This window comes from Sphingomonas azotifigens NBRC 15497 (assembly GCF_002091475.1).
Taxonomy (GTDB): domain Bacteria; phylum Pseudomonadota; class Alphaproteobacteria; order Sphingomonadales; family Sphingomonadaceae; genus Sphingomonas; species Sphingomonas azotifigens.
Genome location: NZ_BCTR01000050.1, coordinates 22,020 through 44,927 on the forward strand (window position 1 = coordinate 22,020; position 22,908 = coordinate 44,927).

The 22,908-nt window shown below is 67.8% G+C and carries 19 protein-coding genes; 7 read left to right on the forward strand and 12 right to left on the reverse strand.

Translation table 11 applies throughout. The annotated features are described in order from the left end of the window. The first annotated feature begins 40 nt into the window (after nt 1–40). Entirely contained in the window at nt 41–586 is a 546-nt protein-coding gene (gene msrA / locus SAZ01S_RS15900; protein WP_084583258.1) for a peptide-methionine (S)-S-oxide reductase MsrA, read from the forward strand. A gap of 361 nt (nt 587–947) precedes the next feature. On the opposite strand, the gene SAZ01S_RS15905 is transcribed toward msrA, so the two are convergent. Continuing rightward, the gene (locus SAZ01S_RS15905; RefSeq protein WP_245824936.1) at nt 948–1,880 is read right to left on the reverse strand and encodes an L-threonylcarbamoyladenylate synthase; all 933 of its coding nucleotides are present in this window, start codon (nt 1,878–1,880) and stop codon (nt 948–950) included. A gap of 48 nt (nt 1,881–1,928) precedes the next feature. On the opposite strand from SAZ01S_RS15905, the gene SAZ01S_RS15910 reads away from it, so the two are divergent. Next, nucleotides 1,929–3,623, forward strand: a complete 1,695-nt coding sequence (locus SAZ01S_RS15910; RefSeq protein WP_084583260.1) for an acyl-CoA dehydrogenase family protein — start codon at nt 1,929–1,931, stop codon at nt 3,621–3,623. Nucleotides 3,624–3,690: 67 nt separating this feature from the next. On the opposite strand, the gene SAZ01S_RS15915 is transcribed toward SAZ01S_RS15910, so the two are convergent. The 4 genes from SAZ01S_RS15915 to SAZ01S_RS15930 form a co-directional block, all read right to left on the reverse strand. Then, entirely contained in the window at nt 3,691–4,677 is a 987-nt protein-coding gene (locus tag SAZ01S_RS15915) for an acyltransferase family protein (protein WP_084583261.1), read from the reverse strand. Between the two features lie 177 nt (nt 4,678–4,854). Then, complete coding sequence (locus SAZ01S_RS15920; protein ID WP_084583262.1) at nt 4,855–6,078, reverse strand: threonine synthase; 1,224 nt, start codon at nt 6,076–6,078, stop codon at nt 4,855–4,857. 171 nt (nt 6,079–6,249) lie between these two features. Further along, complete coding sequence (gene adhP, locus SAZ01S_RS15925; RefSeq protein ID WP_084583263.1) at nt 6,250–7,275, reverse strand: alcohol dehydrogenase AdhP; 1,026 nt, start codon at nt 7,273–7,275, stop codon at nt 6,250–6,252. A 19-nt stretch (nt 7,276–7,294) separates the two neighbouring features. Beyond that, entirely contained in the window at nt 7,295–8,815 is a 1,521-nt protein-coding gene (locus SAZ01S_RS15930) for an aldehyde dehydrogenase family protein (protein WP_084583264.1), read from the reverse strand. Between the two features lie 278 nt (nt 8,816–9,093). On the opposite strand from SAZ01S_RS15930, the gene SAZ01S_RS15935 reads away from it, so the two are divergent. Next, nucleotides 9,094–10,758: a hypothetical protein gene (locus tag SAZ01S_RS15935; protein ID WP_084583265.1), complete on the forward strand. Its 1,665-nt coding sequence runs from the start codon at nt 9,094–9,096 to the stop codon at nt 10,756–10,758. Nucleotides 10,759–10,770: 12 nt separating this feature from the next. Here SAZ01S_RS15935 and SAZ01S_RS15940 read toward each other — a convergent pair whose 3' ends face one another. The 4 genes from SAZ01S_RS15940 to SAZ01S_RS15955 are packed head-to-tail and all read right to left on the reverse strand — an operon-like array spanning nt 10,771 to nt 12,817. Further along, nucleotides 10,771–10,992 (reverse strand): hypothetical protein, encoded by a 222-nt coding sequence (locus SAZ01S_RS15940; RefSeq protein WP_084583266.1) that lies wholly within the window; start codon nt 10,990–10,992, stop codon nt 10,771–10,773. After that, nucleotides 10,989–11,831: a signal peptidase I gene (gene lepB, locus SAZ01S_RS15945; protein ID WP_084583267.1), complete on the reverse strand. Its 843-nt coding sequence runs from the start codon at nt 11,829–11,831 to the stop codon at nt 10,989–10,991. The genes SAZ01S_RS15940 and lepB overlap by 4 nt, the downstream gene beginning before the upstream one ends. A gap of 4 nt (nt 11,832–11,835) precedes the next feature. Continuing rightward, entirely contained in the window at nt 11,836–12,198 is a 363-nt protein-coding gene (locus tag SAZ01S_RS15950) for a GntR family transcriptional regulator (protein WP_084583305.1), read from the reverse strand. 37 nt (nt 12,199–12,235) lie between these two features. Beyond that, nucleotides 12,236–12,817 carry a nitroreductase family protein gene (locus SAZ01S_RS15955; RefSeq protein WP_084583268.1) on the reverse strand — a complete coding sequence of 194 codons (582 nt, stop codon included), beginning with the start codon at nt 12,815–12,817 and terminating at the stop codon, nt 12,236–12,238. Nucleotides 12,818–12,947: 130 nt separating this feature from the next. Here SAZ01S_RS15955 and SAZ01S_RS15960 point away from each other — a divergent pair, with 130 nt between their 5' ends. Further along, a complete protein-coding gene (locus SAZ01S_RS15960; protein ID WP_084583269.1) occupies nt 12,948–14,744 on the forward strand; it encodes a peptide MFS transporter in 1,797 nt (598 codons plus the stop codon). 97 nt (nt 14,745–14,841) lie between these two features. Here the strand turns inward: SAZ01S_RS15960 and SAZ01S_RS24085 are convergent, their stop codons facing one another. The 3 genes from SAZ01S_RS24085 to acs all read right to left on the reverse strand — a co-directional run bounded on the left by SAZ01S_RS24085 (nt 14,842) and on the right by acs (nt 19,266). Then, nucleotides 14,842–14,979, reverse strand: a complete 138-nt coding sequence (locus tag SAZ01S_RS24085) for a hypothetical protein (RefSeq protein ID WP_167693193.1) — start codon at nt 14,977–14,979, stop codon at nt 14,842–14,844. A gap of 190 nt (nt 14,980–15,169) precedes the next feature. Further along, the gene (locus tag SAZ01S_RS15965) at nt 15,170–17,200 is read right to left on the reverse strand and encodes a M13 family metallopeptidase (protein ID WP_174596132.1); all 2,031 of its coding nucleotides are present in this window, start codon (nt 17,198–17,200) and stop codon (nt 15,170–15,172) included. A gap of 128 nt (nt 17,201–17,328) precedes the next feature. Further along, nucleotides 17,329–19,266: an acetate--CoA ligase gene (gene acs / locus SAZ01S_RS15970; RefSeq protein ID WP_084583270.1), complete on the reverse strand. Its 1,938-nt coding sequence runs from the start codon at nt 19,264–19,266 to the stop codon at nt 17,329–17,331. Nucleotides 19,267–19,401: 135 nt separating this feature from the next. On the opposite strand from acs, the gene SAZ01S_RS15975 reads away from it, so the two are divergent. Genes SAZ01S_RS15975 through SAZ01S_RS15985 form a run of 3 tightly spaced genes read left to right on the forward strand, consistent with a single transcriptional unit; the run spans nt 19,402 to nt 22,905 of the window. Further along, nucleotides 19,402–20,883 carry an efflux transporter outer membrane subunit gene (locus tag SAZ01S_RS15975; RefSeq protein WP_084583271.1) on the forward strand — a complete coding sequence of 494 codons (1,482 nt, stop codon included), beginning with the start codon at nt 19,402–19,404 and terminating at the stop codon, nt 20,881–20,883. Next, nucleotides 20,873–22,201, forward strand: coding sequence for an efflux RND transporter periplasmic adaptor subunit (locus tag SAZ01S_RS15980; RefSeq protein WP_084583272.1), 1,329 nt, complete (start codon nt 20,873–20,875; stop codon nt 22,199–22,201). The genes SAZ01S_RS15975 and SAZ01S_RS15980 overlap by 11 nt, the downstream gene beginning before the upstream one ends. After that, a complete protein-coding gene (locus SAZ01S_RS15985; protein ID WP_084583273.1) occupies nt 22,201–22,905 on the forward strand; it encodes an ABC transporter ATP-binding protein in 705 nt (234 codons plus the stop codon). The genes SAZ01S_RS15980 and SAZ01S_RS15985 overlap by 1 nt, the downstream gene beginning before the upstream one ends. The last annotated feature ends 3 nt before the right edge of the window (nt 22,906–22,908 follow it).

A 22,908-nucleotide genomic window follows, 5' to 3' on the forward strand; every position in this document is an offset into this window, starting at 1 on the left:
TCCACCCTATCTTGGACGCACAAGCAAGGAGTTCCTCGACATGACGATCGAAACGGCGACGCTCGCCGGCGGTTGCTTCTGGTGCACGGAAGCGGTGTTCAACGATGTGATCGGCGTACAGGGCGTCGAAAGCGGCTATATCGGCGGCACCAAGGAGAACCCGACCTACAAGGAAGTCTGCACCGGCGACACCGGCCATGCCGAGGCGATCCGCGTCAGCTTCGACACCGATGTGGTGAGCTATGGCGAGATCCTCGACATCTTCCTCGCAACCCATGACCCCACCCAGCTCAACCGCCAGGGCAATGACGTCGGCACCCAGTATCGCTCGGCGATCTTCCCGCATTCCGCCGAGCAGGAGCGCGAGGCGCTGGACGCGATCGACCGCGCCCGCCCGGATTGGCCGCAGCCGATCGTCACCGCGATCGAGCCGCTCGGCGAGTGGTGGCCGGCCGAGGAATATCACCAGGAATATTGGCAGGGCGAAGGCCAGCGGAATCCCTATTGTCTGGCGGTGATCCCGCCCAAGCTCCGCAAGCTGCGCAAAAGCTTCGCCAACCGGACGAAAGAGGGCGCGGCCGCTTAAGGCCGCGCCCTCCCACGGGGGTGTTCGAGACCGCGGCGCGTCACACGGCGCGCCGCGGCTTTCGAAAGGCGAAACGCGGTGCGGGGGAGCACCATACGCCAATCGGGTTCCGCGCATCGTAGGATGGAATAGTACGAACGGGCGCACGCTCGATGCTCGGGCGACGGCTCCAGAAACGCACTAGGTCCATCCCTCACCGCCTCGCCCGTCTTTTTATCCGCGAGCTGTACGGCACAACGAATCTAGGAACTTGCCGGAAACTGTAAAGAAAAATGGATACACCAACGTACCCATATTGAGACCTGGCAAGTATTTAGCGTTTGCAGCATTGTCACCGCAGACTGTTGTTTCTTCGCCGCAATCAGTTCCGGGGGTGCGCCGCGCGGGCCAGACGATCACGGATCGCCGCGCCCAGCCCATGCTGCGGCACCGGCGCAATGGCGATCGCCGGACGATCCGACGCATCGGCGCGGTGCAGCGCATCAAACAACCGCGCCGCGGCTTCGCGCAGGTCCCCCGTCGCGGACAGCGTGTCGTCGCCCTCCACGTCGCCAAAGCCGATCAGCCATTCGCCGTCCGCTGCCGTTAGTGCGTTCAGCCGCACCGGCTTCGACGGCGCATAATGGCTGGCAAGCTGCCCGGGCGCGGTAACCGCCCCCGGCGTGCTGCCGCTGCCATAGCCGGGCAGTTGCTCGGCGGTGATCGGGCCCGGCCGCAGGATGCGATGCGTGGCAGACTCGACGATCGTCGACTCGAGGCCCGCGCTGGTCGCGCCGTCGTCGATCACCAACGGGATTCGCCCGGCCAGACTGGCGGCGACATGCGCGGCACGGGTCGGGCTGATGCCGCCGCTGGCATTGGCGGAAGGCGCGGCGAGCGGCCGCCCGCTTGCGTGGATCAGCCCCTGCATCGCCCGGTGATCCGGCATGCGCAGCGCCACCGTTGGCAGCCCGGCGGTGACCAGGCTGGCGACCGGCGAGCCCTCCGCCAGCGGGAGCACCATGGTCAGCGGCCCCGGCCAGAACCGCGCCGCCAGCGCCCGCGCCTCGGCATCCAAGCGCGCGATCGTTTCGGCCTGGTCCATGTCGGCGACATGCACGATCAGCGGGTTGAACGAGGGCCGGCCCTTGGCCGCATAGATCCCGGCCACGGCGTCCGAATCGGTCGCGTCGGCGGCGAGCCCGTAGACGGTTTCGGTGGGCACCGCGACGCAGGCGCCGCTGCGAATCAGCGCGGCGGCTTCGCCAAGGGCGGCCTCGCCGTAGGGTAAGATGCGCGGATTTGCTGGGCTCACCTGCAAGGCGCTATATCGGGAGCGAGAAGAGGACAAGAGAGAGGCCTGATGTTCACCCCCGCCACTGCCGAGCAGCGTTTCGTGCTCGACCATATCGTCCGCCTGTCCGAGATCAGCGAAGACGCCACCTCCGATCTGGTGGAAGCGGTGCTCGACGGCGCCGGCCAATTCGCCGCCGGCGAATGGGCCCCGCTCGAACGGCTCGGCGACACCGAGGGCGCCCGCTGGACCGAGAATGGCGTGACGATGCCCCAGGGCTTCGCCGCCGCCTATCGCGCCTATGTCGAGGGCGGCTGGGGCACGATCGGCTCGCCGGCCGAGTTCGGCGGCCAGGGCCTGCCGGTCAGCCTGTCGATCGCCGTGCTGGAGACGCTGGGCAGCGCGAACATGGGCTTCTGCCTGTGCCCGGTGCTCACCGTCGGCGCGGTCGAGGCGCTGCACCACCACGGCTCGCCCGAACAGCAGGCACAGTATCTGCCCAGGCTCGCCACCGGCGAATGGACCGGCACGATGAACCTCACCGAGCCGCAGGCGGGCTCGGACGTCGGCGCGGTGAAGGCCAAGGCCGAGCCTACCGGCGACGGCCGGTGGAAGATCAAAGGCACCAAGATCTACATCTCGTTCGGCGACCATGACATGGCCGACAACATCATCCATCTGGTGCTCGCCCGCACGCCCGGCGCGCCGGCCGGGACCAAGGGGCTGTCGCTGTTCCTGGTGCCGAAATACCGGCTGAACGACGACGGCACGCCGGGCGCGTTCAACGACATCAAGGTCGTCTCGATCGAGCACAAGATGGGCCTCCACGCCTCGCCCACCTGCGTGCTGAGCTTCGGCGACAAGGACGATTGCATCGGCGAGCTGATCGGCCCCGAGCTGGGCGGCATCCGCGCGATGTTCACGATGATGAACAACGCCCGGTTGAACGTCGGCCTGCAGGGCGTGCAGGTCGCCGAGCGCGCCACCCAGCGTGCGGTCGCCTATGCGCGGGAGCGGGTGCAGGGGTATCGCGGCGGGGCGCCGACGGCGATTATCGAGCACCCCGATGTCCGCCGCATGCTGCTGCGGATGAAGGCGCAGACTCAGGCGGCCCGCGCGATGGTCTATTACGCCTTCGGCCAGCTCGATCGCGGCCGGGCGGGCGATGCGGAGGCGGAAAAGCGCGTCGAGCTGCTCACCCCGCTGGCCAAGGCGCATGCGACCGATCTCGGCAACGAAGTCGCCAGCCTCGGCATCCAGGTCCATGGCGGCATGGGCTATATCGAGGAGACCGGCGCCGCCCAGCATTTCCGCGACGCGCGGATCACGCCGATCTACGAAGGCACCAACGGCATCCAGGCCGCCGATCTGGTCGGCCGCAAGCTGAGCATGGACAATGGCGCGACGCTGCTCGGCCTGCTGGCGGATATGCGCGCCGAGGCGGAGGATACGGGGCTCCGTTCGCTGATCGACGCCTGCGAGGAGGTCGGCCGCAACCTGCTGGGCAGCGATGCCGACGACCGGCTGGCGGCGAGCTACCCGTTCCTGACGATGCTGTCGGTGGCGGTGTGCGGCTGGCTGATGGAGAAGAGCGGCCGGCTGGCGGCGGCGAGCGATGGCGAGCCGGGCTTCCTCAAGATGAAGCAGGCGGCGGCGCGCTTCTATGTCGAGCAGATCGTGCCTGAGGCGCTCGGCCTGCGCGCGGCGGCGATGGCCAAGGCGGCGGTGCTGTACGCGGTGGACGCGGAGGCGTTCGCGGCGTGATCCCTGCGCGGGCCCTCCCGGGGAATGGGAGGGCCTGCCAAGCGAACCGTAAAGCTACGAGACCTGCTCAGGCCGGCACGCGCTGCCGTACATTGTCGCGGTACAGGCGCAGCTCGCGCTTGCGCAGCCATTCGGACGGGCGGTCGACCGCGAAATAGAGCAGGAGCGCCACGGCCATGGCGACCGTGGCGGCGAACACCTTGTCCAGCACGCCATGCGCATGGGCAAGCACCACCGCGATGATCGGGAAATGAACCAGGTATAGCGGGTAGCTGAGATTGCCCAGCGTGCGGTCCAGCTTGGTCGAACGATGCCGCACCGACGCCGCAAGATACGGCAGCAGCGGCAGGACCAGCAGCATCGAGAACAGATCCTGCGGCATAAAATCCGCCTTCAGCTTGTCGAACTGGGCAAGACCCACGGCGGTGAAGGGCAGCACCAGCACCAGCGCCAGGAACACGCCCAGCCAGCCGACCGCCACGGCGCTGCTCGGCGTCCGCTGGTCGCGCGTCATCAGCATGCCCGCCATGAACGCCGGCAGGAACCGCGCAAAGGTCCAGAGATCATAGTGCAGGGTCAGGAACCACCCGCCGCAGGTCAGTACCGCGCAGAGCAGGACGAAGGCGGCGTCGTTGGTGCGATTCCAGAACAGCAGCAGCAACGGCAGCGCCGCGTAGAATTGCAGTTCGATATCGAGCGACCAGGCGACGCCGGTGGGATCGCGATGGGTCGTGGCGACACCCAGCAGGAAGAATTCGGACGGCGCAAGCGGCAGCCCGCGCAGCAAGGACGCAAGAACGAGGCTGACGAGATAGACCGGCGCCAATCGCCAAAGCCGGCTCAGCAGGAACCGGGGGACATGGCGCTCATACTCCCCGACATAGACCTTGGTGACCCAGTAGCCGCTGAGCACGAAGAACAGGATCACACCTGCCCGACCAATGTCGAAGCGGCTGACATGGGAGATGAGCACCAGGACCGCCAGAAGGATGCGCACCAGTCCCGGCGGCGCGACGATGTGCGCCAGCCAGCGCGCGCCTACTGCGTTGCTCATCTATCCACACCCCCCGGCCGCTGATTGAACGATTGCCACCCACAGTCGGAAACTGCCGCAATGGCAGGAACCCGCGCTGACTCTTCGGAGACATCCACCCGTGAGCACTTGTTTCGTCTAGCTGGGCTCCTCGAACTACCGTCCCGCCCGGTAAAGCTCAAGGCGAATTGACGCGGCTTACAGCGCGCCCAGATCGACCGCTGCATCCTTGTCCAGCCACGTTCCCGCCTCCGGCAGCGGGTATTTCAGACCGGTCGCGCAGTTGAACAATACGGTCCGTTCCTCCGGATCGACCAGCCCGTCGCGCATCGCCTGCCGGTACGCCGCCAGCGTCGCGCCGCCCTCGGGGCAGAGCAACAGGCCATCCTTGCGCGCGCAGTCGTCCACCGCCTGGAGAATCGCCGGATCGCCCACCGCCAGCGCGCGGCCGCCGGACTCGCGTACCGCGCGCAGGATCAGGAAGTCGCCCACCGCGCGCGGCACGCGGATGCCCGCCGCAACCGTCGCGGCATGTTCCCAGCGGTCGGCATGTTCTTCGCCCGCCTCATAGGCGCGGACGATCGGCGCGCAGCCTGACGCCTGCACCGCATACATGCGCGGCCGCTTGGCGCCGATCCAGCCAAGCCGCTCCAGCTCGTCGAACGCCTTCCACATGCCGATCAGCCCGGTACCGCCGCCGGTGGGATAGAAGATCGCGTCGGGCAGCTCCCAGCCGAACTGGGCGGCGAGCTCCAGCCCCATCGTCTTCTTCCCCTCGATCCGATAGGGCTCCTTGAGCGTCGAGAAGTCGAACCAGCGCCCCTCGGCCGCCCCGCGCCCGACGATCGCGCCGCATTCGTCGATCTGGCCGTTGACCCGGTAGACCCGCGCGCCCTGTGCGGCGATCTCGCGGACATTCACTTCCGGAGTCTCCTCGGGGCAGAGGATCACCGTCTCGATGCCGCAGCGCGCGGCATAGGCGGCAAGCGCGGCGCCGGCATTGCCGTTGGTCGGCATCGCGATGCGGGTGACGCCCAGCTCGCGCGCCATGCTCACCGCCATGACAAGGCCGCGCGCCTTGAACGAGCCGGTCGGCAGGCGCCCCTCGTCCTTGACGATCGCGCCGGGGCCGCCGGCCTTGGGGATGGCGATCAGCGGCGTCTCGATCTCGCCCAGCGACACGATGTTCGCCGCCCGCCGCACCGGCAGCAGCTCGCGCCAGCGCCACAGATCGGTCGGCCGCGCTTCGAGCGCGTCACGGGTCAGGGCCGCGCCGACGCTGCCCAGATCGTAGCGCACCAGCAGCGGTCGCCCGACGCGCGAGAGTCCGTGCAACTGGTCCGCCGCATAGGTCTCGCCCGTCATCGAGCATTCGAGATGGGTGACGAAGCTCGGCCGCTCGGCCCGGATGTTGTCCTGCATGGGCGGCAGCGTAGCCCAGGCCGGTGCAAACGGAAGCCCTGTCCGCCCCATCCCAGCGTCATTCCGGCGAAAGCCGGAATCCATTCGCCGCTCCGTGCAAGCAGGCGCCATGCCGTAAAGGCCAATGGATCCGGGCTTCCGCCGGGATGACGGCGGGTAGAGCGGGGCGCTTCAGGCCATGTCGAGCACGATCCGGCCTTCGATTTCGCCCTTGCGCATCCGGTCGAACACGCTGTTGACGTTCTCCAGCTTCTCGGTCGCCACCGTCGCATGAACCTTGCCCTGCCCGGCGAAATCGAGCGCCTCCTGCAGGTCCAGCCGGGTGCCGACGATCGAGCCGCGCACGGTGATGCCGTTCAGCACCGTGTTGAAGATCGACAGCGGGAAATCGCCCGGCGGCAGGCCGTTCAGCGACACGGTGCCGCCGCGCCCGACCATGCCCAGCGCCTGCTGGAACGCCTTGGTGGACACCGCCGTCACCAGCACGCCCCGCGCGCCGCCCACGGCCTTGCGCACGAACCTTGCCGGATCCTCGTGCAGCGCGTTCACCGTCAGCGCGGCACCCAGCTTCTTCGCAAGCTCCAGCTTGGCGTCATCGATATCGACCGCGATGACGTTGAGCCCCATCGCCTTGGCATATTGCACCGCCATGTGCCCGAGACCGCCGATTCCCGAGATCGCCACCCAGTCGCCGGGCTTGGTATCGGTGACCTTGAGCCCCTTGTAGACCGTCACGCCCGCGCACAGCACCGGCGCGATCTCCACGAAGCCGACATTGTCGGGTAAGATGCCGACATAGTTCGGGTCCGCCAGCACATAGTCGGCGAAGCCGCCATTGACCGAATATCCGGTGTTCTGCTGGCTCTCGCACAGCGTCTCCCAGCCGCCCAGGCAATGCACGCAGTGGCCGCAGGCGGTGTAGAGCCAGGGAACGCCTACCCGGTCGCCTTCCTTCACATGGGTGACGCCGGCGCCCACCGCCGCGACATGGCCGACGCCCTCATGGCCCGGAATGAAGGGCGGCTTGGGCTTGACCGGCCAATCGCCCTCGGCGGCATGGAGATCGGTGTGGCACACGCCGCTCGCCGCGATCTTCACCAGGATCTGGCCCGGTCCCACCTGCGGCACCGGCACTTCCTCGATCACCAGCGGCTGGCCGAAGTCGCGGACGACGGCGGCTTTCATGGTCTTGAGCATGGGGTTCCTCTCCGGTTGTTCAGAACAGGCCGCGCGCGGCGGTATCGTAGCTGACCAGCAGGTTCTTGGTCTGCTGGTAATGGTCGAGCATCATCTTGTGCGTCTCGCGCCCGAAGCCCGATTCCTTGTACCCGCCAAACGCCGCGTGCGCAGGATAGACATGGTAGCAATTGGTCCAGACGCGCCCCGCCTCGATCGCGCGGCCGATCTCATAGGCATGGGTGCCGTTGCGGCTCCACACGCCGCCGCCCAGACCATAGACGGTATCGTTGGCGATCTCGATCGCTTCCTCCACCGTCTTGAAGGTGGTGACGGAGAGCACCGGCCCGAAGATCTCCTCCTGGAAGATCCGCATCTTGTTATGACCGACGAACACGGTCGGCTCGACGAAATAGCCCTGGTTCAGCTCGCCGCCGGGCAGCGCGCGCTTGCCGCCGGTGACGCATTCGGCCAGCTCGCTCCGGCCCACGTCGATATAGCCGAGGATTTTGTCGAGCTGGTCCTGCGACGCCTGCGGTCCCATCTGGGTGGCGGCATCGAGCGGATCGCCCACCCGGATCGCGGAAACGCGCTTCACCGCGCGTTCCATGAACTTTTCGAAGATCGATTCCTGCACCAGCGCCCGGCTGGGGCAGGTGCACACTTCGCCCTTGTTGAAGGCGAACAGCGCGAAGCCCTCCAGCGCCTTGTCGAGGAAGGAATCGTCCTCCTGCATCACGTCGGCCAGGAAGATGTTGGGCGACTTGCCGCCCAGCTCCATGGTCTGCGGGATCAGATGCTCGGCGGCGTATTGCATGATCTGGCGGCCGGTGGTGGTCTCGCCGGTGAAGCTGACCTTGCCGATGCGCGGATTGGCGGCGATCGCACGGCCGACCGAGGCCCCCGGCCCGGTGACGATGTTGACCACGCCCGGCGGCAGGATGTCGGCGGTCAGCTCGGCAAAGAGCAGCAGGCTGAGCGGGGTCTGCGAGGCGGGCTTGATCACGGTGCAATTGCCCGCCGCCAGCGCCGGCGCGATCTTCCACGCCGCCATCAGCAGCGGGAAGTTCCACGGGATGATCTGGCCGACCACGCCGATCGGCTCCTTGAAGTGATAGGCGATGGTCTTTTCGTCGATCGTCGAGATCGTGCCTTCGGACGCGCGGACGCAGCCGGCGAAATAGCGGAAATGGTCGATCGCCAACGGCACGTCTGCGCCGCGGGTTTCGCGGATCGGCTTGCCGTTATCCATCGTCTCGGCGAGCGCGAGCAGCTCCAGATTGGCTTCGAGCCGATCGGCGACACGGTTGAGGATCAGCGCGCGTTCCTGCGGCGAGACCGCTGCCCAGCGCTTGCGGGCGGCATGCGCGGCATCGAGCGCCGCCTCGACATCCGCCGGAGTCGACTGGGCGATCTCGGCGAGCGGCTTGCCGTTGATCGGGCTGTGATCGGTGAACCAGCGGCCCTCGATGGGATCGACCCAGCGGCCGCCGATGAAATTGCCGTAGCGGGCGGGCTGATGCCCCTGCGTCCGCACGGTCTGGATCGCCTGTTCAAACATTGCTGTCCTCCATTCGATACCCTGTCGAACGGAGGGATGCGCCCGGCCGTGACGAAGCCCCATTGGGAGAGGTGCTTAGGGAAGGTTCCTGATAGCGCGATCGCGCATCCCGTGCAGGTCGAGTCGCAGTCTCTCGCAACGCGGCCTAGCCGCGGCATGCGCCGCCACAGCTTTTCGCCGCAGCACACCGCAGGCCCCGGCAAGCGACTATAGTATGGGTAAACGCGGCACGTGGCCGCACGCGTTCGCGTTTGGACGCGAGATGAGGAGTTTCGGGCGTGACCATCGCATTCGCAGCGGCAATCGTGCGGCATCTCGGGCCCTGCCGGATCGCGGTGGAGGCACGCACGGTCCCCGGCCTCGCCGCAGAACTGGCGCTGCTTGGCTGCGATACCAAGCCTCAGTCCGTCGACGTCGTCGTCACGGAATCGGACGCGCTGTCGGCGCCCCTGCTTGCCCGTTATCCGGCGGCCCGCGCGCTGGCCGTGCTGCCACGGCAGGTACAGGCGCAGAGTCTCGACGATGCCCTGTTCAAGGCAGGCTGGCGACGACTGCCCGGCGCGATCGCCATGTCGACGCTGGAGCAGCTGACCGGCGGTCAGGCGCCGCAGCCCAGCTTCTACGAACGGGCGCCGGACGGCTATCGGGGCCTGCTCAACACCAGCGGCCCCGCAACCCTGTCGGCGCTCGGCCGCTGGACCCTTGCTGCAGAGCGCGTGCGCCCCGGCGACCGCGTGCTGCTGTGCGGCCCCGACGCCGCCGACGGGCAGGTGGTGCTGGAGGCTTGCGCGCGGGCCCGCAGCGTCGAGGTGGATGCGCCCAGAGCATCACACGCGCCGCGCAGCTTCGATGTAATCGTCGCCTTCGATGCCTCCAGCGGCTGGGCGGAAGAACTCGACCGCTACGCGCAGCTGCTCAAGCTCGACGGCCGGCTGGTCGCCGGCTGGTCGGAGAGCAACCGACAGAAACCTGCCGATTGGGCAAGCCTGCAACAGCGCCTCAGCGTCGAGTATCTGATCGAACGTCAGTTCGTGCAGGCGCCGGGAATCATCGTGCCGCGGGACGTTCCCCAAGGCGAGGTCACCGACCTCTCTTGGCGAATCGCCGTCGCCGCGAAGGGGCCGCTGGGCGGCGAAGACTCGCGTGCGCACTTCGTCCACCCCGCCTTCGGCACGTCGCAGGCGCAGGTCGTTGCCTTTGCCGAGGGCTATGACAATCCCTGGCTCTACCGCACCATGGTGCAGATGGGCGAACGGCTGGCCGATGCGGACCTGCTGGTCCGCCTCGCCGAACATGTCGCCTCGGAGGCCCGCCCCGGTTCGGCCGATCAGGGCGCTGCGCTGGCGGTGCTCGGCTACCGCGTGCTGGAGGCGCGCGCGGCGGACGTTGTCCCGGTGCTGCTGGGGGCGTTCAACGACTATTGGCAGCAAGGCGGCGATTCCCCGCATGTCGTACGCTGGCGCGTGTCGCTCGCCTTCCTTGCCGGACGCCTCGCGGAACTGCTCGGCGAGCGCGCCATCGCCAAGCATTGGTATGCCCGTGCGGCGAGCGACGACTGGCAGCATTTCTCCGCCATTCTGGCGACCAAGGCGATCGGTGCCGCCTTCTTCGTCGCCCGCATCCTGCTCGCCGAACAAGAGGCGGAGCTCGCCTGGAGCTGGTTCGAGCGCGGGGTCGAGATCGCCCTCCAGGCAGCGGCACGCGATCATCGCCAGGAACTGGGAACAGGCGACGGGCTGCTTCCCTTCTATCTGCCGGAGCTGGCCGAGGTGATCGACATGGGTTCGCAATGTGCCAATGCGCTCGCCAACCGCCACCTCTGGGCGCGTGACCCCGGCCTGTTCTGGCGTCAGGTTGACATCAAGCGCTTCGGCATCGCCTCGTGGACGCTGGACGTGACCAAGGAGAATGAACGATTGCGCCAGCAGCTCGGCCAGGCCTGAAGCGGCGCCGACTCAAGCGCCGTCGTTGCCGGCCTCCGAGCGCTGGTCGCGGCGCTTGTCGATCGTCTCCATGGCCTCCGCCCTGGCAGGATCGAACAGAGATCCGAAGGCAAGTCCCAGCAGCAGAATAGCAGCGCCCCCCCTGCCCCGGCTGTGCCGCACGCCGAGCCGGATCAGCAAGGGGGTCGATAGCAGGATCGCCCCTGCAAGTCCCCATTGCAGCAGGGTGCTCATTTCGCGTGCGTCGGCCGCAGCGAACCGGCAGTACGATCCCAGCGGATCGCGCTCACATAGGCGAGCGGATTCAGCCACGAGCCTTCGCCGTCATAGCTGAGCGTCCGAAATTCGGCGCGCCCGGCGATCGTCTCCAGGGGCACCGGGCCGCCCAGCCCCAGTTCGTCCGAACCGAAGCGACTGTCGGCGGATTGGTCGCGATTGTCCCCCATCAGGAACACCTGCCCCGCCGGCACCGTGATCGGCCCGTAATTGTCGCCGGGGCTGACATAGCCGTTCGGGAGTACCGTATCGCCGAGGTCGATCACGGTATAGCTGGCGCCGTTCGGCAGCGTCTCGCGGTAGAGCGGCGGCTGGCAGTAGAGCTTGCCGTCGGGCCCCGGCTTGCGGAACGCGACCAGCGGCCCCTCGTCGCATGGCACCGCCGCATCGACCGGAATCATGGCATGGCCCAGGGCCACGCGCGGCACGGCCTTGCCGCTGAGGATCACCTGGCCGTGTCGGACCTCCAGCGTGTCGCCCGGCAGGCCGATCACCCGCTTGATCAGATCCTCGCCGTCACCGCGGCGCACGACGATGACGATGTCGCCGCGCGCGGGCGTGCTGCCGAACAGCCGGGTGCTCGCGATATCGCGTCCGTGCACCATCAGCGAGGCCTGGGAGAAGCCATAGGGGAACTTCGTCGCCACCAGCCGGTCGCCGGCGCGCAGCGCGGGCATCATCGAGCCGGAGGGAATGCGATAGGGCCGCGCGACCGCGCTCTGGAACAGGAAGAAAATGCCCAGCGTGGCGGCCCATCCCGCCAGCGTCCGCGCCCAGCCCTGCTTCTGCTCGGCCATGGCGTCAGGCGACCTCGTGGCTGCCGTCGAGCAGCGCGCGCGGATCGAGCCCGAGCAGCGCGATATGATCGCGCACCCGCGGCCAGAAGCCGGTGAGGAATCGCTCGCGCTCCGCCGTGCGCAGCCGCTCGACCGCGCCGGCGACGACGAACATGCCGACGCCGCGGCGCACCTCGACATAGCCGTCGTCCTGGAAGCTCTGATAGGCCTTGGCCACCGTCAGCGGGTTGGCGCCATGTTCGGCGGCGAGCGCCCGCACCGAGGGAAGCTGGTCGCCGGCCCGATACTCACCCCGCAGGATCGCGGCGGCGATGATCGCGCGCAGCTTGAGGTAGACCGGGCTGTCTTCGTGCTCCAGGGCTGTCATGGTGCCATAATACAGCACATGGCCCCAGAGTCCATACTCAGGGATTCCACCGATGGACGATCTGGGCCAGTTCGCCGCGCGGCCGCTCCTCGAGCGGACGCGCGGGCGTGCCGAGGAAGACGAAGCCGGCGATGCGCTGCCCCGCGCCGCCGAACAGGTCGCGCACCGCGTCCGAATAGGCCGGCCAGCCGGTCAGCCAGCCGCCGGCGAAGCCCATCGCATGCGCGGCGTGGAGCAGGTTCATGCAGGCGGCGCCGGCCGACAGCTCCTGCTCCCACAGCGGCACCTTGTGCGGCTGGACGGGTGCCGAGAGCACCACCACCAGCGCGGGCGCCTGGGTCGCGAACTGCGCCGCCGCTTCCTCGTCGCGCGGCGTGGCGTCGGGATTTTCGGCGCGGAGGATCTCGACCAGCTTCAGCGCCAGTGCCGGCCGCGCTTCATCCGGCACGATCACGAACCGCCACGGCGCGAGCTTGCCATGATCGGGCGTGCGCGCCGCGATCGCCACCATCTCGTCGAGCTGCGCCGGGCTCGGCCCCGGCGCCACCAGGTCGCGCGGCTTGCCCGAGCGGCGGGTCTGGAGGAGCGTCAGCGGCGTGGTGCGATCGTTGAAGGTCATGGCTGCCCTCTAGGACAGCGTCCCGCCGCCGCCAAGCCGCGCGACTTTACAGCGGCGATGCAGGCTCTAGTCTGCGCGCCCATGCACCGGGCCCGGGCGCCCGGCTCCCAACTTTAGGACGACAATCTGCATGGTCGACACACCCACTGCCGATTCCCCGGCAGAACCGGATATCACCCACGTAAACCCCGCCGACGAAAAGACCTGGTTCGGCCATCCCCGCCAGCTGGCACGCCTGTTCTCCACCGAGATGTGGGAGCGCTTCGGCTTCTACGGCATGCGGGCGCTGCTGACGCTCTACCTTACCCAGCATTTCCTGTTCGGCGATCGCGAGGCGACGGGCCTCTATGGCGGCTATACCGCGCTGGTGTACCTCACCCCGCTGATCGGCGGCTATCTGGCGGACCAGTTCCTCGGCTCGAAGCGCGCGGTGAAGTTCGGCGCGATCCTGATGTCGATCGGTTATTTCGTACTGTGCTTCGGCGGCCAGACCGCCACGCCCTACGCCAAGATCGACGGCCAGCGCTACGAGGTCGCGATCGAGAAGAGTGCCGCCGGCGAGGAACAGCGCTTTGTGCTCGACCAGGGCCACAAGCAGCTGATCAAGGGCAATGACGACGGCTCGATCACGCTCAGCGAGAACGGCCGGACGGTGCGCACGATCGCCAAGGGCGGCTTCGAATCCGAGGCCGATCGCAGCGGCTTCTACGTGATGGTGATGCTGATCGCGCTGTCGATGGTCTCGGTCGGCAACGGCTTCTTCAAGCCGAACATCTCGACCATGGTGGGCGAGCTCTACCCCAATGGCGACAGCCGACGCGACGCCGGCTTCACCATCTTCTACATGGGCATCAACCTCGGCTCGATGCTCTCGCAGGCGCTGTGCCCGTGGCTCGCCGTAGCGGTCGGCTGGTGGGCGGGCTTCGGCCTCGCCGCAATCGGCATGCTGTGCTCCTGGGCGCTGATCCAGATGGACGGCGGCAAGCTCAACGGCATCGGCGAGCCCCCGGCCCGGGCAGCGACCGGCACGCAGCAGATCCTGATCTATATCGGCGCGCTGTGCGTCATCCCGCTCTTCTACCTGCTCTACATCAACCTGATGGCCGCCGAGCCCGCGCCGGCCGGCTCGGGCCTGCTCGGCTATGTCGCGTCGCTGTCGCTGATGGGCAAGCTGCTGTTCGGCACCTTCCTGATCGGCGTGCCGGCGATCCTCGTCTGGTCGTTCGTTGCCGGCGATCGCCGCGAATTCCAGATGATGCTCGCGGCGATGGTGCTGATCGTGTTCAACGTGGTGTTCTGGACGCTGTTCGAACAGGCCGGCTCGTCGCTCACCCTGTTCGCCGATCGCAATACCGACCTGTCGATCTTCGGCTGGTTCACCATCACCGCCGGCCAGACGCAGAGCTTCAACGCGATCTTCATCGTGCTGCTGGCGCCGCTGATGTCGATGCTGTGGGGCGGCCTCGCCAAGCGCGGGCTGGAGCCGAGCATCCCGGTGAAGTTCGGCATCGCGCTGGTCGCGGTCGGCGGCGGCTTCCTGTTCCTGGTATGGGGGGCGCAATGGGCCGATACCAGCTTCAAGGTATCGGTGTGGTGGCTCGCCGGGCTCTACTTCATCCACAGCTTCGCCGAGCTGTGCATCTCGCCGGTCGGGCTCAGCATGATCACCAAGCTGTCGATCGCGCGGATCGTCGGCATGATGATGGGCGTGTGGTTCCTGTCGATCTCGGTCGCGCAATATGTCGCGGGGGTGATCGCGCAGTTCGCCAGCGTCGACACGGTGGGCGGCCAGGTGACCAACCTGAAGGTCAGCCTCGACACCTATCTCAGCGTGTTCACGCTGATCTCGGAATGGGCGATCGGGCTCGGCGTGCTGTTGCTGCTGCTCAGCTGGCCGCTCAAGCGCTGGATGCACGGCGTCAAGTAAGCGCCGTCATGGAATAGGGACGGGGCGCCGCAACGTTGGGGGGTATCGCGGCGCCCCTGTCGTCCGCCCGAGGGGGAGTGGGCGAACGAGTCTCGGTTCAGGCCGCGAGCGGCAGCGCGATCGGCGCATCCTGCTCGTTGGCGGCCGAGCGGACCGTGCCGTGCGCCGCGACCGGCTGGGCAGCCTCGGCGGCCAGACGACGATGGGCGAAATACAGCGCGATCAGCGAAAACATCGGAACCTCGGGAATCAACTCTGCTGCAATGCAGCGTGGGCCGGCGCATCTGGTTTCGCGGCGATGATTCCGCAACTGCAAAGCCGCCCCCGGGCGATTGCATGTCACGCAAGTGACATGATTTCTCCTCCCAGAATGCAAAACGGCCCGGCGTCGCCACCGGGCCGTTTCCGTACAAATACGAATGGCGTTACCAGATGTGCACGCGCTGGTCCGGCGGCAGGTACAGCTTGTCGCCGGGCTTGACGTCGAACGCCTTGTACCAGGCGTCGACATTGCGGACGATGCCGTTGACGCGCGCGGTCGCCGGCGAGTGTGGATCGGTGAGCAGCTGCTGGCGCTGCGCATCCTCGCGCACCTTCACCCGCCATGCCTGGGCATAGGCGAGGAAGAAACGCTGGTCGCCGGTCAGCCCGCCGACCGTCTTCGCCTTGCCGTGCTTGGCCTGGTACTTCTGATAGGCACCATAGGCTGCCTCGACCCCGCCGAGATCGCCGATATTCTCGCCCAGCGTGAGCTTGCCGTTGATCTTGGTGCCCGGCACCGGCTCGTACGCGTCATACTGGCCGGCGAGGGCTGCGGTACGCGCCGCGAAATCCGCCTTCGCCTTGGGCGTCCACCAATTCTCGAACTTGCCGGTCGGCCCGAACTGGCTGCCCTGGTCGTCGAAGCCATGGCCCATCTCGTGGCCGATCACCGCGCCGATCGCGCCGTAATTGACCGCCGGATCGGCGTTGGGATCGAAGAAGGGCGGCTGCAGGATCGCCGCCGGGAAGGTGATCTGGTTCGACAGCGGGTTGTAATAGGCGTTCACCGTCTGCGGCGTCATCGCCCAGAGGCTGCGATCGACCGGCTTGGGGAAGCGCGACAGCTCCAGCTGGTGCTGGAACTCGCCCGAGCGCATCGCATTGCCGAGCAGATCGCCCCGCTCCACCCGGAACGCCGAATAGTCGATGTATTTCTCCGGATGGCCGATGCGCGGCTCGAACGCGGCGAGCTTGACGAGCGCCGCCTTGCGCGTCGCGTCGTCCATCCAGGTCGAGGCCGTGATCCGTTCGCGATAGGAATCGCGCAGATTCTCGATCAGCTCGGCCATCTGCTTTTCGGCTTCGGGCGGGTAATATTTGGCGACATAGGCCTTGCCCACCGCCTCGCCGAGCGCGCCGTTGACCAGCTGAACGCCGCGCTTCCAGCGCTCGCGCTGGACCTGCACGCCGGCAAGCGTCTTCGAGTAGAAGTCGAACCGCGCCTGGTCGAACGCCTTGGGCAGGAAGGTCGCGTGATCGCTGACGAAGCGATAGGCGAGATAGTCCTTCCAGGTGGCGAGCGGCGTCGCCGCGAAGATCTTGCCCAGCGCGATCAGCGCCGTGTTCTGCGTCATCAGGATCTGCGGCGAGCTGTCGAGACCGGCGGTCTTCAGCAGCAGCGCCCAGTCGAACTCGGGCGCCTTGGCGGTCAGCCCCGCGATCGACTGCGGATCGTTGAGCGCGGCGATGTTGCGGCTCTGCTCGGGCGACCACTGGACCTTGGCCATCGCGGTCTCGAGCGCGACGATCGCATCGGCCTTGGCGGCGGCGTCGGGGATGCCGGCCAGTTCCTGGACCTTCTGCACATAGGCGCGATAGGCGGTGCGCGCCGCGTCGAACTTCGGCCCCTGGTTCAGGAAATAATCGCGCGGCATGCCGAGCCCGCCCTGCCCGACCGCGGCGGTATAGCGAGTCGGATCGACGAGGCTGGGGCTCATTCCCACCCCTACCGGGCTGGCATAGCCGACGCTGGCGAACAGCACCTGCAGCTGGGTCTTGTCCTGCACGCCGGCGATGCGGGCAAGATAGGGCTTCAGCGGCGTGGTGCCGCGCGCCTCGATCCCCGCCTCGTCCATCCAGCTGGCGTAGAAATCGCCGATCTGCTTGCCGCTGGCGCCGTACGCCGCCGGGTTCTTCGCCATGTCGTCGAGCAGCGCGCGGACATTCGCCTCCGCCGCCAGCACGAGATCGACCGAGACGCCGGCCGAACCCCGGTCCGCGGGAATCTGGGTGCGGGCATCCCAGCCACCATTGGCGAACGCCCAGAAGTCGTCGCCCGGCTTCACCCCGGCCTTCTGCGCGGTCAGATCGACGCCGAAGCTGCCATAGCTGGGCTTGCCGCTCTGGGCCAGCGCGGGCGCCGAGACGAGCAGCGCCGCGACGCTGCCAAGCAACAAGGAACGACGCACTTTCATGATGTTAGGAACCCCCACCTGGATGTGTGTTAGGGGAATGTAACGGCCACGGAAATGCGCTGCAATGGAATTTTGTTACAAGGGAGACTGCCCGTAGGGGCACCCTCCACACTGGGCGGAGGGCGCCGTCAAACGACGCGGTTGGCGACCAGATCGTCCACCACCGACGGATCCGCGAGCGTCGAGGTATCGCCAAGGCTGCTCACATCGCCCTCGGCGATCTTGCGCAGGATGCGGCGCATGATCTTGCCCGAGCGGGTCTTGGGCAGGCCGGGGGCGAACTGGATCGCATCGGGCGTGGCGATCGGGCCGATCTCGGTGCGCACCCAGTCGCGCAGTGCCTTGCGCAGCGCCTCGCTGGCTTCCTCGCCGGCGTTGAGGGTGACATAGGCATAGATGCCCTGGCCCTTGATGTCGTGGGGCATGCCGACGACCGCCGCCTCGGCCACCTTGTCGTGCAGCACCAGCGCGCTCTCGACCTCGGCGGTGCCCATGCGGTGTCCCGAGACGTTGATCACGTCGTCCACCCGGCCGGTGATCCAGTAATAGCCGTCGCCGTCGCGGCGGCAGCCGTCGCCGGTGAAATATTTGCCGCGATAGGTGGTGAAATAGGTCTGGAAGAAGCGCTCATGATCGCCCCAGACGGTACGCATCTGTCCCGGCCAGCTCCGCGCGATGACGAGATTGCCCTCGGTCGCCCCCTCGAGCAGCGCGCCGTCGCCGTCGACCAGTTGCGGCTCGATCCCGAAAAAGGGCATCGAGGCCGACCCCGGCTTGAGCGCGGTGGCGCCGGGCAGCGGGGTGATCATGTGGCCGCCGGTCTCGGTCTGCCACCAAGTGTCGACGATCGGGCAGCGCCCCTCGCCCACCACGTCATGATACCAGCGCCACGCCTCGGGGTTGATCGGCTCGCCGACCGAGCCGAGCAGCTTGAGCGACTTGCGGCTGGTCGAGGTGACGTAGGAATCGCCCTCCTTCATCAGCGCGCGGAGCGCCGTCGGCGCGGTGTAGAGGATCTCGACCTGGTGGCGGTCGACCACCTGCCACATGCGGCCGGCATCGGGCCAGGTCGGCACGCCCTCGAACATCAGCGTGGTGCCGCCATTCGCCAGCGGACCATAGACGATATAGCTGTGGCCGGTGACCCAGCCGATATCGGCCGCGCACCAATAGATCTGGCCCGGGCGGTAATCGAACACCACCTCGTGCGTGTAGGCGGCCCAGAGCAGATAGCCGCCGCTCGAATGGAGCACGCCCTTGGGCTTGCCGGTCGAGCCCGAGGTGTAGAGGATGAACAGCGGATCCTCCGCATCCATCGGCTCGGCCGGGCAGTCGGCGGAAACCTTCGCCGCCGCCTCGTGATACCAGAGGTCGCGGCCGGGCTGCATCGCCACATCGCCGCCCGTCGCCTGCACGACGATCACCCTTTCGAGCACGGGGGCATGTTTCTGCGCGGCGTCGACATTGGCCTTGAGCGGCACGCGCTTGCCGCCGCGCCGGCCCTCGTCGGCGGTGATGACGATGCGGCTGTCGCAATCGACGATGCGGCCGGCCAGCGCTTCCGGAGAAAATCCGCCGAACACCACCGAATGGATCGCGCCGATCCGCGCACAGGCGAGCAGCGCCACCGCCGCCTCAGGGATCATCGGCATATAGACGGTGACGCGGTCGCCCTTCTTCACCCCTTCCGCCTTCAGCACATTGGCGAAGCGGCAGACCTCTTCGTAGAGCTCCAGATAGGTGATCCGGCGCGGTTCCTCCTCGGGATCGTCCGGCTCCCACAGGATGGCGGTGTCGCCGCCGCGGCTTGCCAGATGGCGATCGAGGCAGTTGGCGGCGACGTTGAGCTGGCCGTCGGCGAACCAGCGGATGCGGAAATCGGCCTCGTCGAACGACCAGTCGCCGGCCGTCTGCGGCGGCACGATCCAGTCCAGCCGCCGGGCCTGTTCGCGCCAGAAGCCGTCCGGGTCGGACAGCGACTGGGCATGGAGACGTTCATACGCTGCGGCATCGACGCGGGCGCTTTTCGCCCAGCTTTCCGGCACCGGATACAGATTATCGCTCATCGAGACCCCTCCTGGTCGCCCGGCATCTAGGAGCGCAAGGGGTGGCTAGGCAAGGCACCCCGCGGCGCAAGATCGTTTCGGAGGCACATGTTTTTTTGGTGGATCGCAGCAAGCGTATCAGCCATATAAGACGCTATGGCACGACCCGCGTTTGCTCTGTTGCTCTGTGCGGCACTGCCGCTCGCAGCCTGCTCCACCGGTTCCGCCCACCCGCAACACGCGGCCGCGCCAGTCGAGCTGCCCGATCGCTTCTCGGTCGACCCGCAGGTTCAGGCACGCGAGGATATGTCTCGCTGGTGGGACAGGTTCGACGATCCGATGCTCGGCCAGCTGATCGGCCAGGCGCAGACTGCCAATCTCGACATCGCCCAGGCGGTGATCCGGCTGCGCCAGGCGCGCGAGTCGCTGCTCCAGTCGCGGGCGGCGCTGCTGCCTTCGGTGAGCGGCTCGGCCGGCTATTCGCGCAACGAGCCGCTGCGCGGCGGCACCACCACCACGCAGCTGCCCGACGGCACCATCGCGTCCTTCTCGCAGGGCGGCAGCAGCAACTTCTCGCTGGGTCTCGACGCCAGCTACCAGGTCGATCTGTTCGGCGGGGTGCGCAGCGGCGTGCGCGGCGCCCGCGCCAACTACGAGGCCGCCGGCTTCAACCGCGCTGCGGTGCTGCTCTCGGTCGAATCCGAAACCGCGCGCAACTATGTGCTGGCGCGGCTCGCCCAGGCGCAGCTCGCCAATGCGCGCGAGAGCCTGGCCATTCAGGACGAGAATCTCAGCATCGCCCAGTGGCGGGTGCAGGCGGGTCTGGTCTCCTCGCTCGATGCCGAGCAGGCCCGCGCCCAGCGCGCCCAGACCGCCGCCACCATCCCGCAGCTGGAAAGCAGCTATGCCGCCAATGTCGCGCGGCTCGGGGTGCTGACCGGGCAGACGCCGGGGGCGTTGCGCGGCGCGCTGGAGGCAGTGAAGCCGATCCCCCGCGGCCCGGCGAGCGTCGCCGCCGGCATCCCCGCCGACGCGCTGCGCCAGCGGCCGGACGTGCGCGCGGCCGAGCGCAACCTTGCCGTCGCCACCGCGCAGATCGGCGTGTCGCGTGCCCAGCTTTATCCCAGCCTCAGCCTCGGCGGCAGCATCAGCTCGGGCAGCAGTTCGCTCCGTTCGCTGCTCGACATCATCACCGGCCGCGCCTTCGCCAATGTCGCGCAGACGATCTTTGATTCAGGGCGGCTGCGCAGCCAGCTGCGCTCGGCGCGCGAAGGAGCGGACGGCGCCTTCTATGCCTATAAGGCCAGCGTGCTGCAGGCGATGGAGGAGATCGAGAACGCGATCGTCGCGCTTCAGGCCGCCCGCGCCCGCGAGGCCGAGTTCCGCACCGCGCTGGAGGCCGCCAACAACCAGGCGCTGCTCGCCCGCTTCCGCTACCGCTCGGGCCTCACCGATTTCACCACGCTCAACCAGTCCGAAAGCGCGCTGCTTTCGGCCAAGAACGGCCTCGCCCAAGCCGAATCCGAACAGGCGACCGCGCTGATCCAGCTCTATGTCGCCTTGGGCGGCGGCTGGGACGAAGCCGCGCCGATCCCGCCCCTCCCTCCAAGAACAGGCAGCGCCACCGATGGCCAGTGAACCGCAGGACCTCAACGCCTTTCTGGGCACCAAGCGGCGGCCTTGGTGGCGGCGCAACCTGCGCTGGATCGCCGTCGCGCTGGTCGTGGTGGTGCTGGGGCTGCTGGTGTCGCGCTGCTTCGCCCCCAAGCCGCCGCCCAACTACATCACCGTGCCCGCCGAGAAGGGCGCGCTCGCGGTGACCGTCTCCGCCACCGGCCGGCTCGCGCCAATCCGCCAGGTGACGGTCGGCTCGGAGATCTCGGGCCTGGTCCTCAAGGTGCTGGTCGACGTCAACGACCGCGTGACCGAAGGCCAGCCGATCGCGATCATCGATCCGTCGCGGCTCGACGACACCATCACCCAGAGCCGCGCGACGCTTGCCGCCAACCAGGCCGCAGTGGCACAGGCAAAGGCCACGGTGGACGAGTCGACCGCGCAGCTGCGCCGCATGGAAGAGGTGAGCCGCCTGTCCGGCGGCAAGGTGCCCGCCAAGACCGAGCTCGATACCGCCCGCGCCGCCGTTGCCCGCGCGGTCGCCAATCTGCGCTCCGCAGAAGCTAATGTCGTCTCCGCCCAGGCGTCGCTCTCGTCGAACCAGACCCAGCGGTTCAAGTCGATCATCCGCTCGCCGGTGAACGGCGTGGTGCTCGCCCGGCAGGTCGATGCCGGCCAGACCGTCGCCGCGCAGTTCAGCACGCCGAACATGTTCGTGATCGCGCAGGACCTGACCCACATGAAGCTGGAGGTCGCGATCGACGAAGCCGATGTCGGCTCGGTCAAGGTCGGCCTGCCGGCGAGCTTCACGGTCGACGCCTTCCCGGGCCGCACCTTCCCGGCGCAGATCACCCGCGTCGACCTCGGCTCGAACCTGACGGCCTCGAGCGCGACGAGCGGCAGCACCGCCGCGAGCACCACCACTACCGCCAATCAGGTCGTCTCCTATGCCGCGGTGCTGTCGGTCGCCAATCCGGACCTGACGCTGCGCCCCGGCATGACCGCAACCGCGACCATCGGCGTCGAGAAGCTGGAGAACGCGCTGCTGATCCCCAACGGCGCGCTGCGCTTCACCCCCGAGCAGGCCGACGCCAAGGCGGGCGTCCAGGTCCAGTTCGGTCCCCGCCAGGACCAGCAGCAAAAGGCAATCGGTCGCGGCAGCAAGCAGACCATCTATGTCGTCGGCAAGGACGGCAAGCCCGAGAAGGTGGAAGTCGTCACCGGCCCCAGCGACGGCAGCCGCACGGCGGTGACCAGCGCCAAGCTGACGCCCGGCATGAAGGTGATCGTCGGCGTGAAGGCCGATGGCCCGGCCAAGCCCGCCATGGACGACCAGGACTGATGACCGAGCCGCTGATCCAGCTCCAGGGCATCACCAAGACGTTCGGCGAGGGGCCGACCGCGTTCCAGGCGCTGAAGGGCGTCGATCTCGCGATCGATGCCGGCGCGTTCCTGGCGGTGATGGGGGCATCGGGCTCGGGCAAGTCGACGACGATGAACATCCTCGGCTGCCTCGATGTGCCGAGCGGCGGCAGCTATCGGTTCCGCGGCGTGCATGTCGAGCAACTGGACCGCGACCAGCGCGCCTATCTGCGCCGCCGCTATCTCGGCTTCGTGTTCCAGGGCTTCAACCTGCTCGCCCGCACCACCGCGCTGGAGAATGTCGAGCTGCCGCTGCTCTACCGCGGCGAGCACCGCAAGGCGCGGCGCGAGGCGGCGATGGCGGCACTGGAACAGGTGGGGCTCGATCGCTGGGCCGATCATACCCCCGCGGAGCTTTCCGGCGGCCAGCAGCAGCGCGTCGCCATCGCCCGCGCGATCGTGACCCAGCCCGACGTGCTGCTCGCCGACGAACCGACCGGCAATCTCGACAGCGAGCGCTCGGTGGAGATCATGAAGCTGCTCCAGCGGCTCAATGCCGAGCTTGGCATCACCGTGCTGATGGTGACCCATGAGCCCGACATGGCGGCCTTCGCCAAGACTATCGTGCATTTCAAGGACGGGCTGGTGGAACGGACCGAAATCCCCGCCGGCATGGGGGCCTGAAGC

Coding starts and splice junctions, on each gene's coding strand:
- SAZ01S_RS15940 (WP_084583266.1), bottom strand. CDS start 10,992: ATGAGCACCCTGCTGCAATGGGGACTTGCAGGGGCGATCCTGCTATCG.
- adhP (WP_084583263.1), bottom strand. CDS start 7,275: ATGCTCAAGACCATGAAAGCCGCCGTCGTCCGCGACTTCGGCCAGCCG.
- lepB (WP_084583267.1), bottom strand. CDS start 11,831: ATGGCCGAGCAGAAGCAGGGCTGGGCGCGGACGCTGGCGGGATGGGCC.
- SAZ01S_RS15915 (WP_084583261.1), bottom strand. CDS start 4,677: ATGAGCAACGCAGTAGGCGCGCGCTGGCTGGCGCACATCGTCGCGCCG.
- SAZ01S_RS15920 (WP_084583262.1), bottom strand. CDS start 6,078: ATGCAGGACAACATCCGGGCCGAGCGGCCGAGCTTCGTCACCCATCTC.
- acs (WP_084583270.1), bottom strand. CDS start 19,266: ATGAGCGATAATCTGTATCCGGTGCCGGAAAGCTGGGCGAAAAGCGCC.
- SAZ01S_RS15950 (WP_084583305.1), bottom strand. CDS start 12,198: ATGACAGCCCTGGAGCACGAAGACAGCCCGGTCTACCTCAAGCTGCGC.
- SAZ01S_RS15955 (WP_084583268.1), bottom strand. CDS start 12,817: ATGACCTTCAACGATCGCACCACGCCGCTGACGCTCCTCCAGACCCGC.
- msrA (WP_084583258.1), top strand. CDS start 41: ATGACGATCGAAACGGCGACGCTCGCCGGCGGTTGCTTCTGGTGCACG.
- SAZ01S_RS15910 (WP_084583260.1), top strand. CDS start 1,929: ATGTTCACCCCCGCCACTGCCGAGCAGCGTTTCGTGCTCGACCATATC.
- SAZ01S_RS15980 (WP_084583272.1), top strand. CDS start 20,873: ATGGCCAGTGAACCGCAGGACCTCAACGCCTTTCTGGGCACCAAGCGG.
- SAZ01S_RS15930 (WP_084583264.1), bottom strand. CDS start 8,815: ATGTTTGAACAGGCGATCCAGACCGTGCGGACGCAGGGGCATCAGCCC.
- SAZ01S_RS24085 (WP_167693193.1), bottom strand. CDS start 14,979: ATGTTTTCGCTGATCGCGCTGTATTTCGCCCATCGTCGTCTGGCCGCC.
- SAZ01S_RS15965 (WP_174596132.1), bottom strand. CDS start 17,200: ATGAAAGTGCGTCGTTCCTTGTTGCTTGGCAGCGTCGCGGCGCTGCTC.
- SAZ01S_RS15975 (WP_084583271.1), top strand. CDS start 19,402: ATGGCACGACCCGCGTTTGCTCTGTTGCTCTGTGCGGCACTGCCGCTC.
- SAZ01S_RS15960 (WP_084583269.1), top strand. CDS start 12,948: ATGGTCGACACACCCACTGCCGATTCCCCGGCAGAACCGGATATCACC.
- SAZ01S_RS15985 (WP_084583273.1), top strand. CDS start 22,201: ATGACCGAGCCGCTGATCCAGCTCCAGGGCATCACCAAGACGTTCGGC.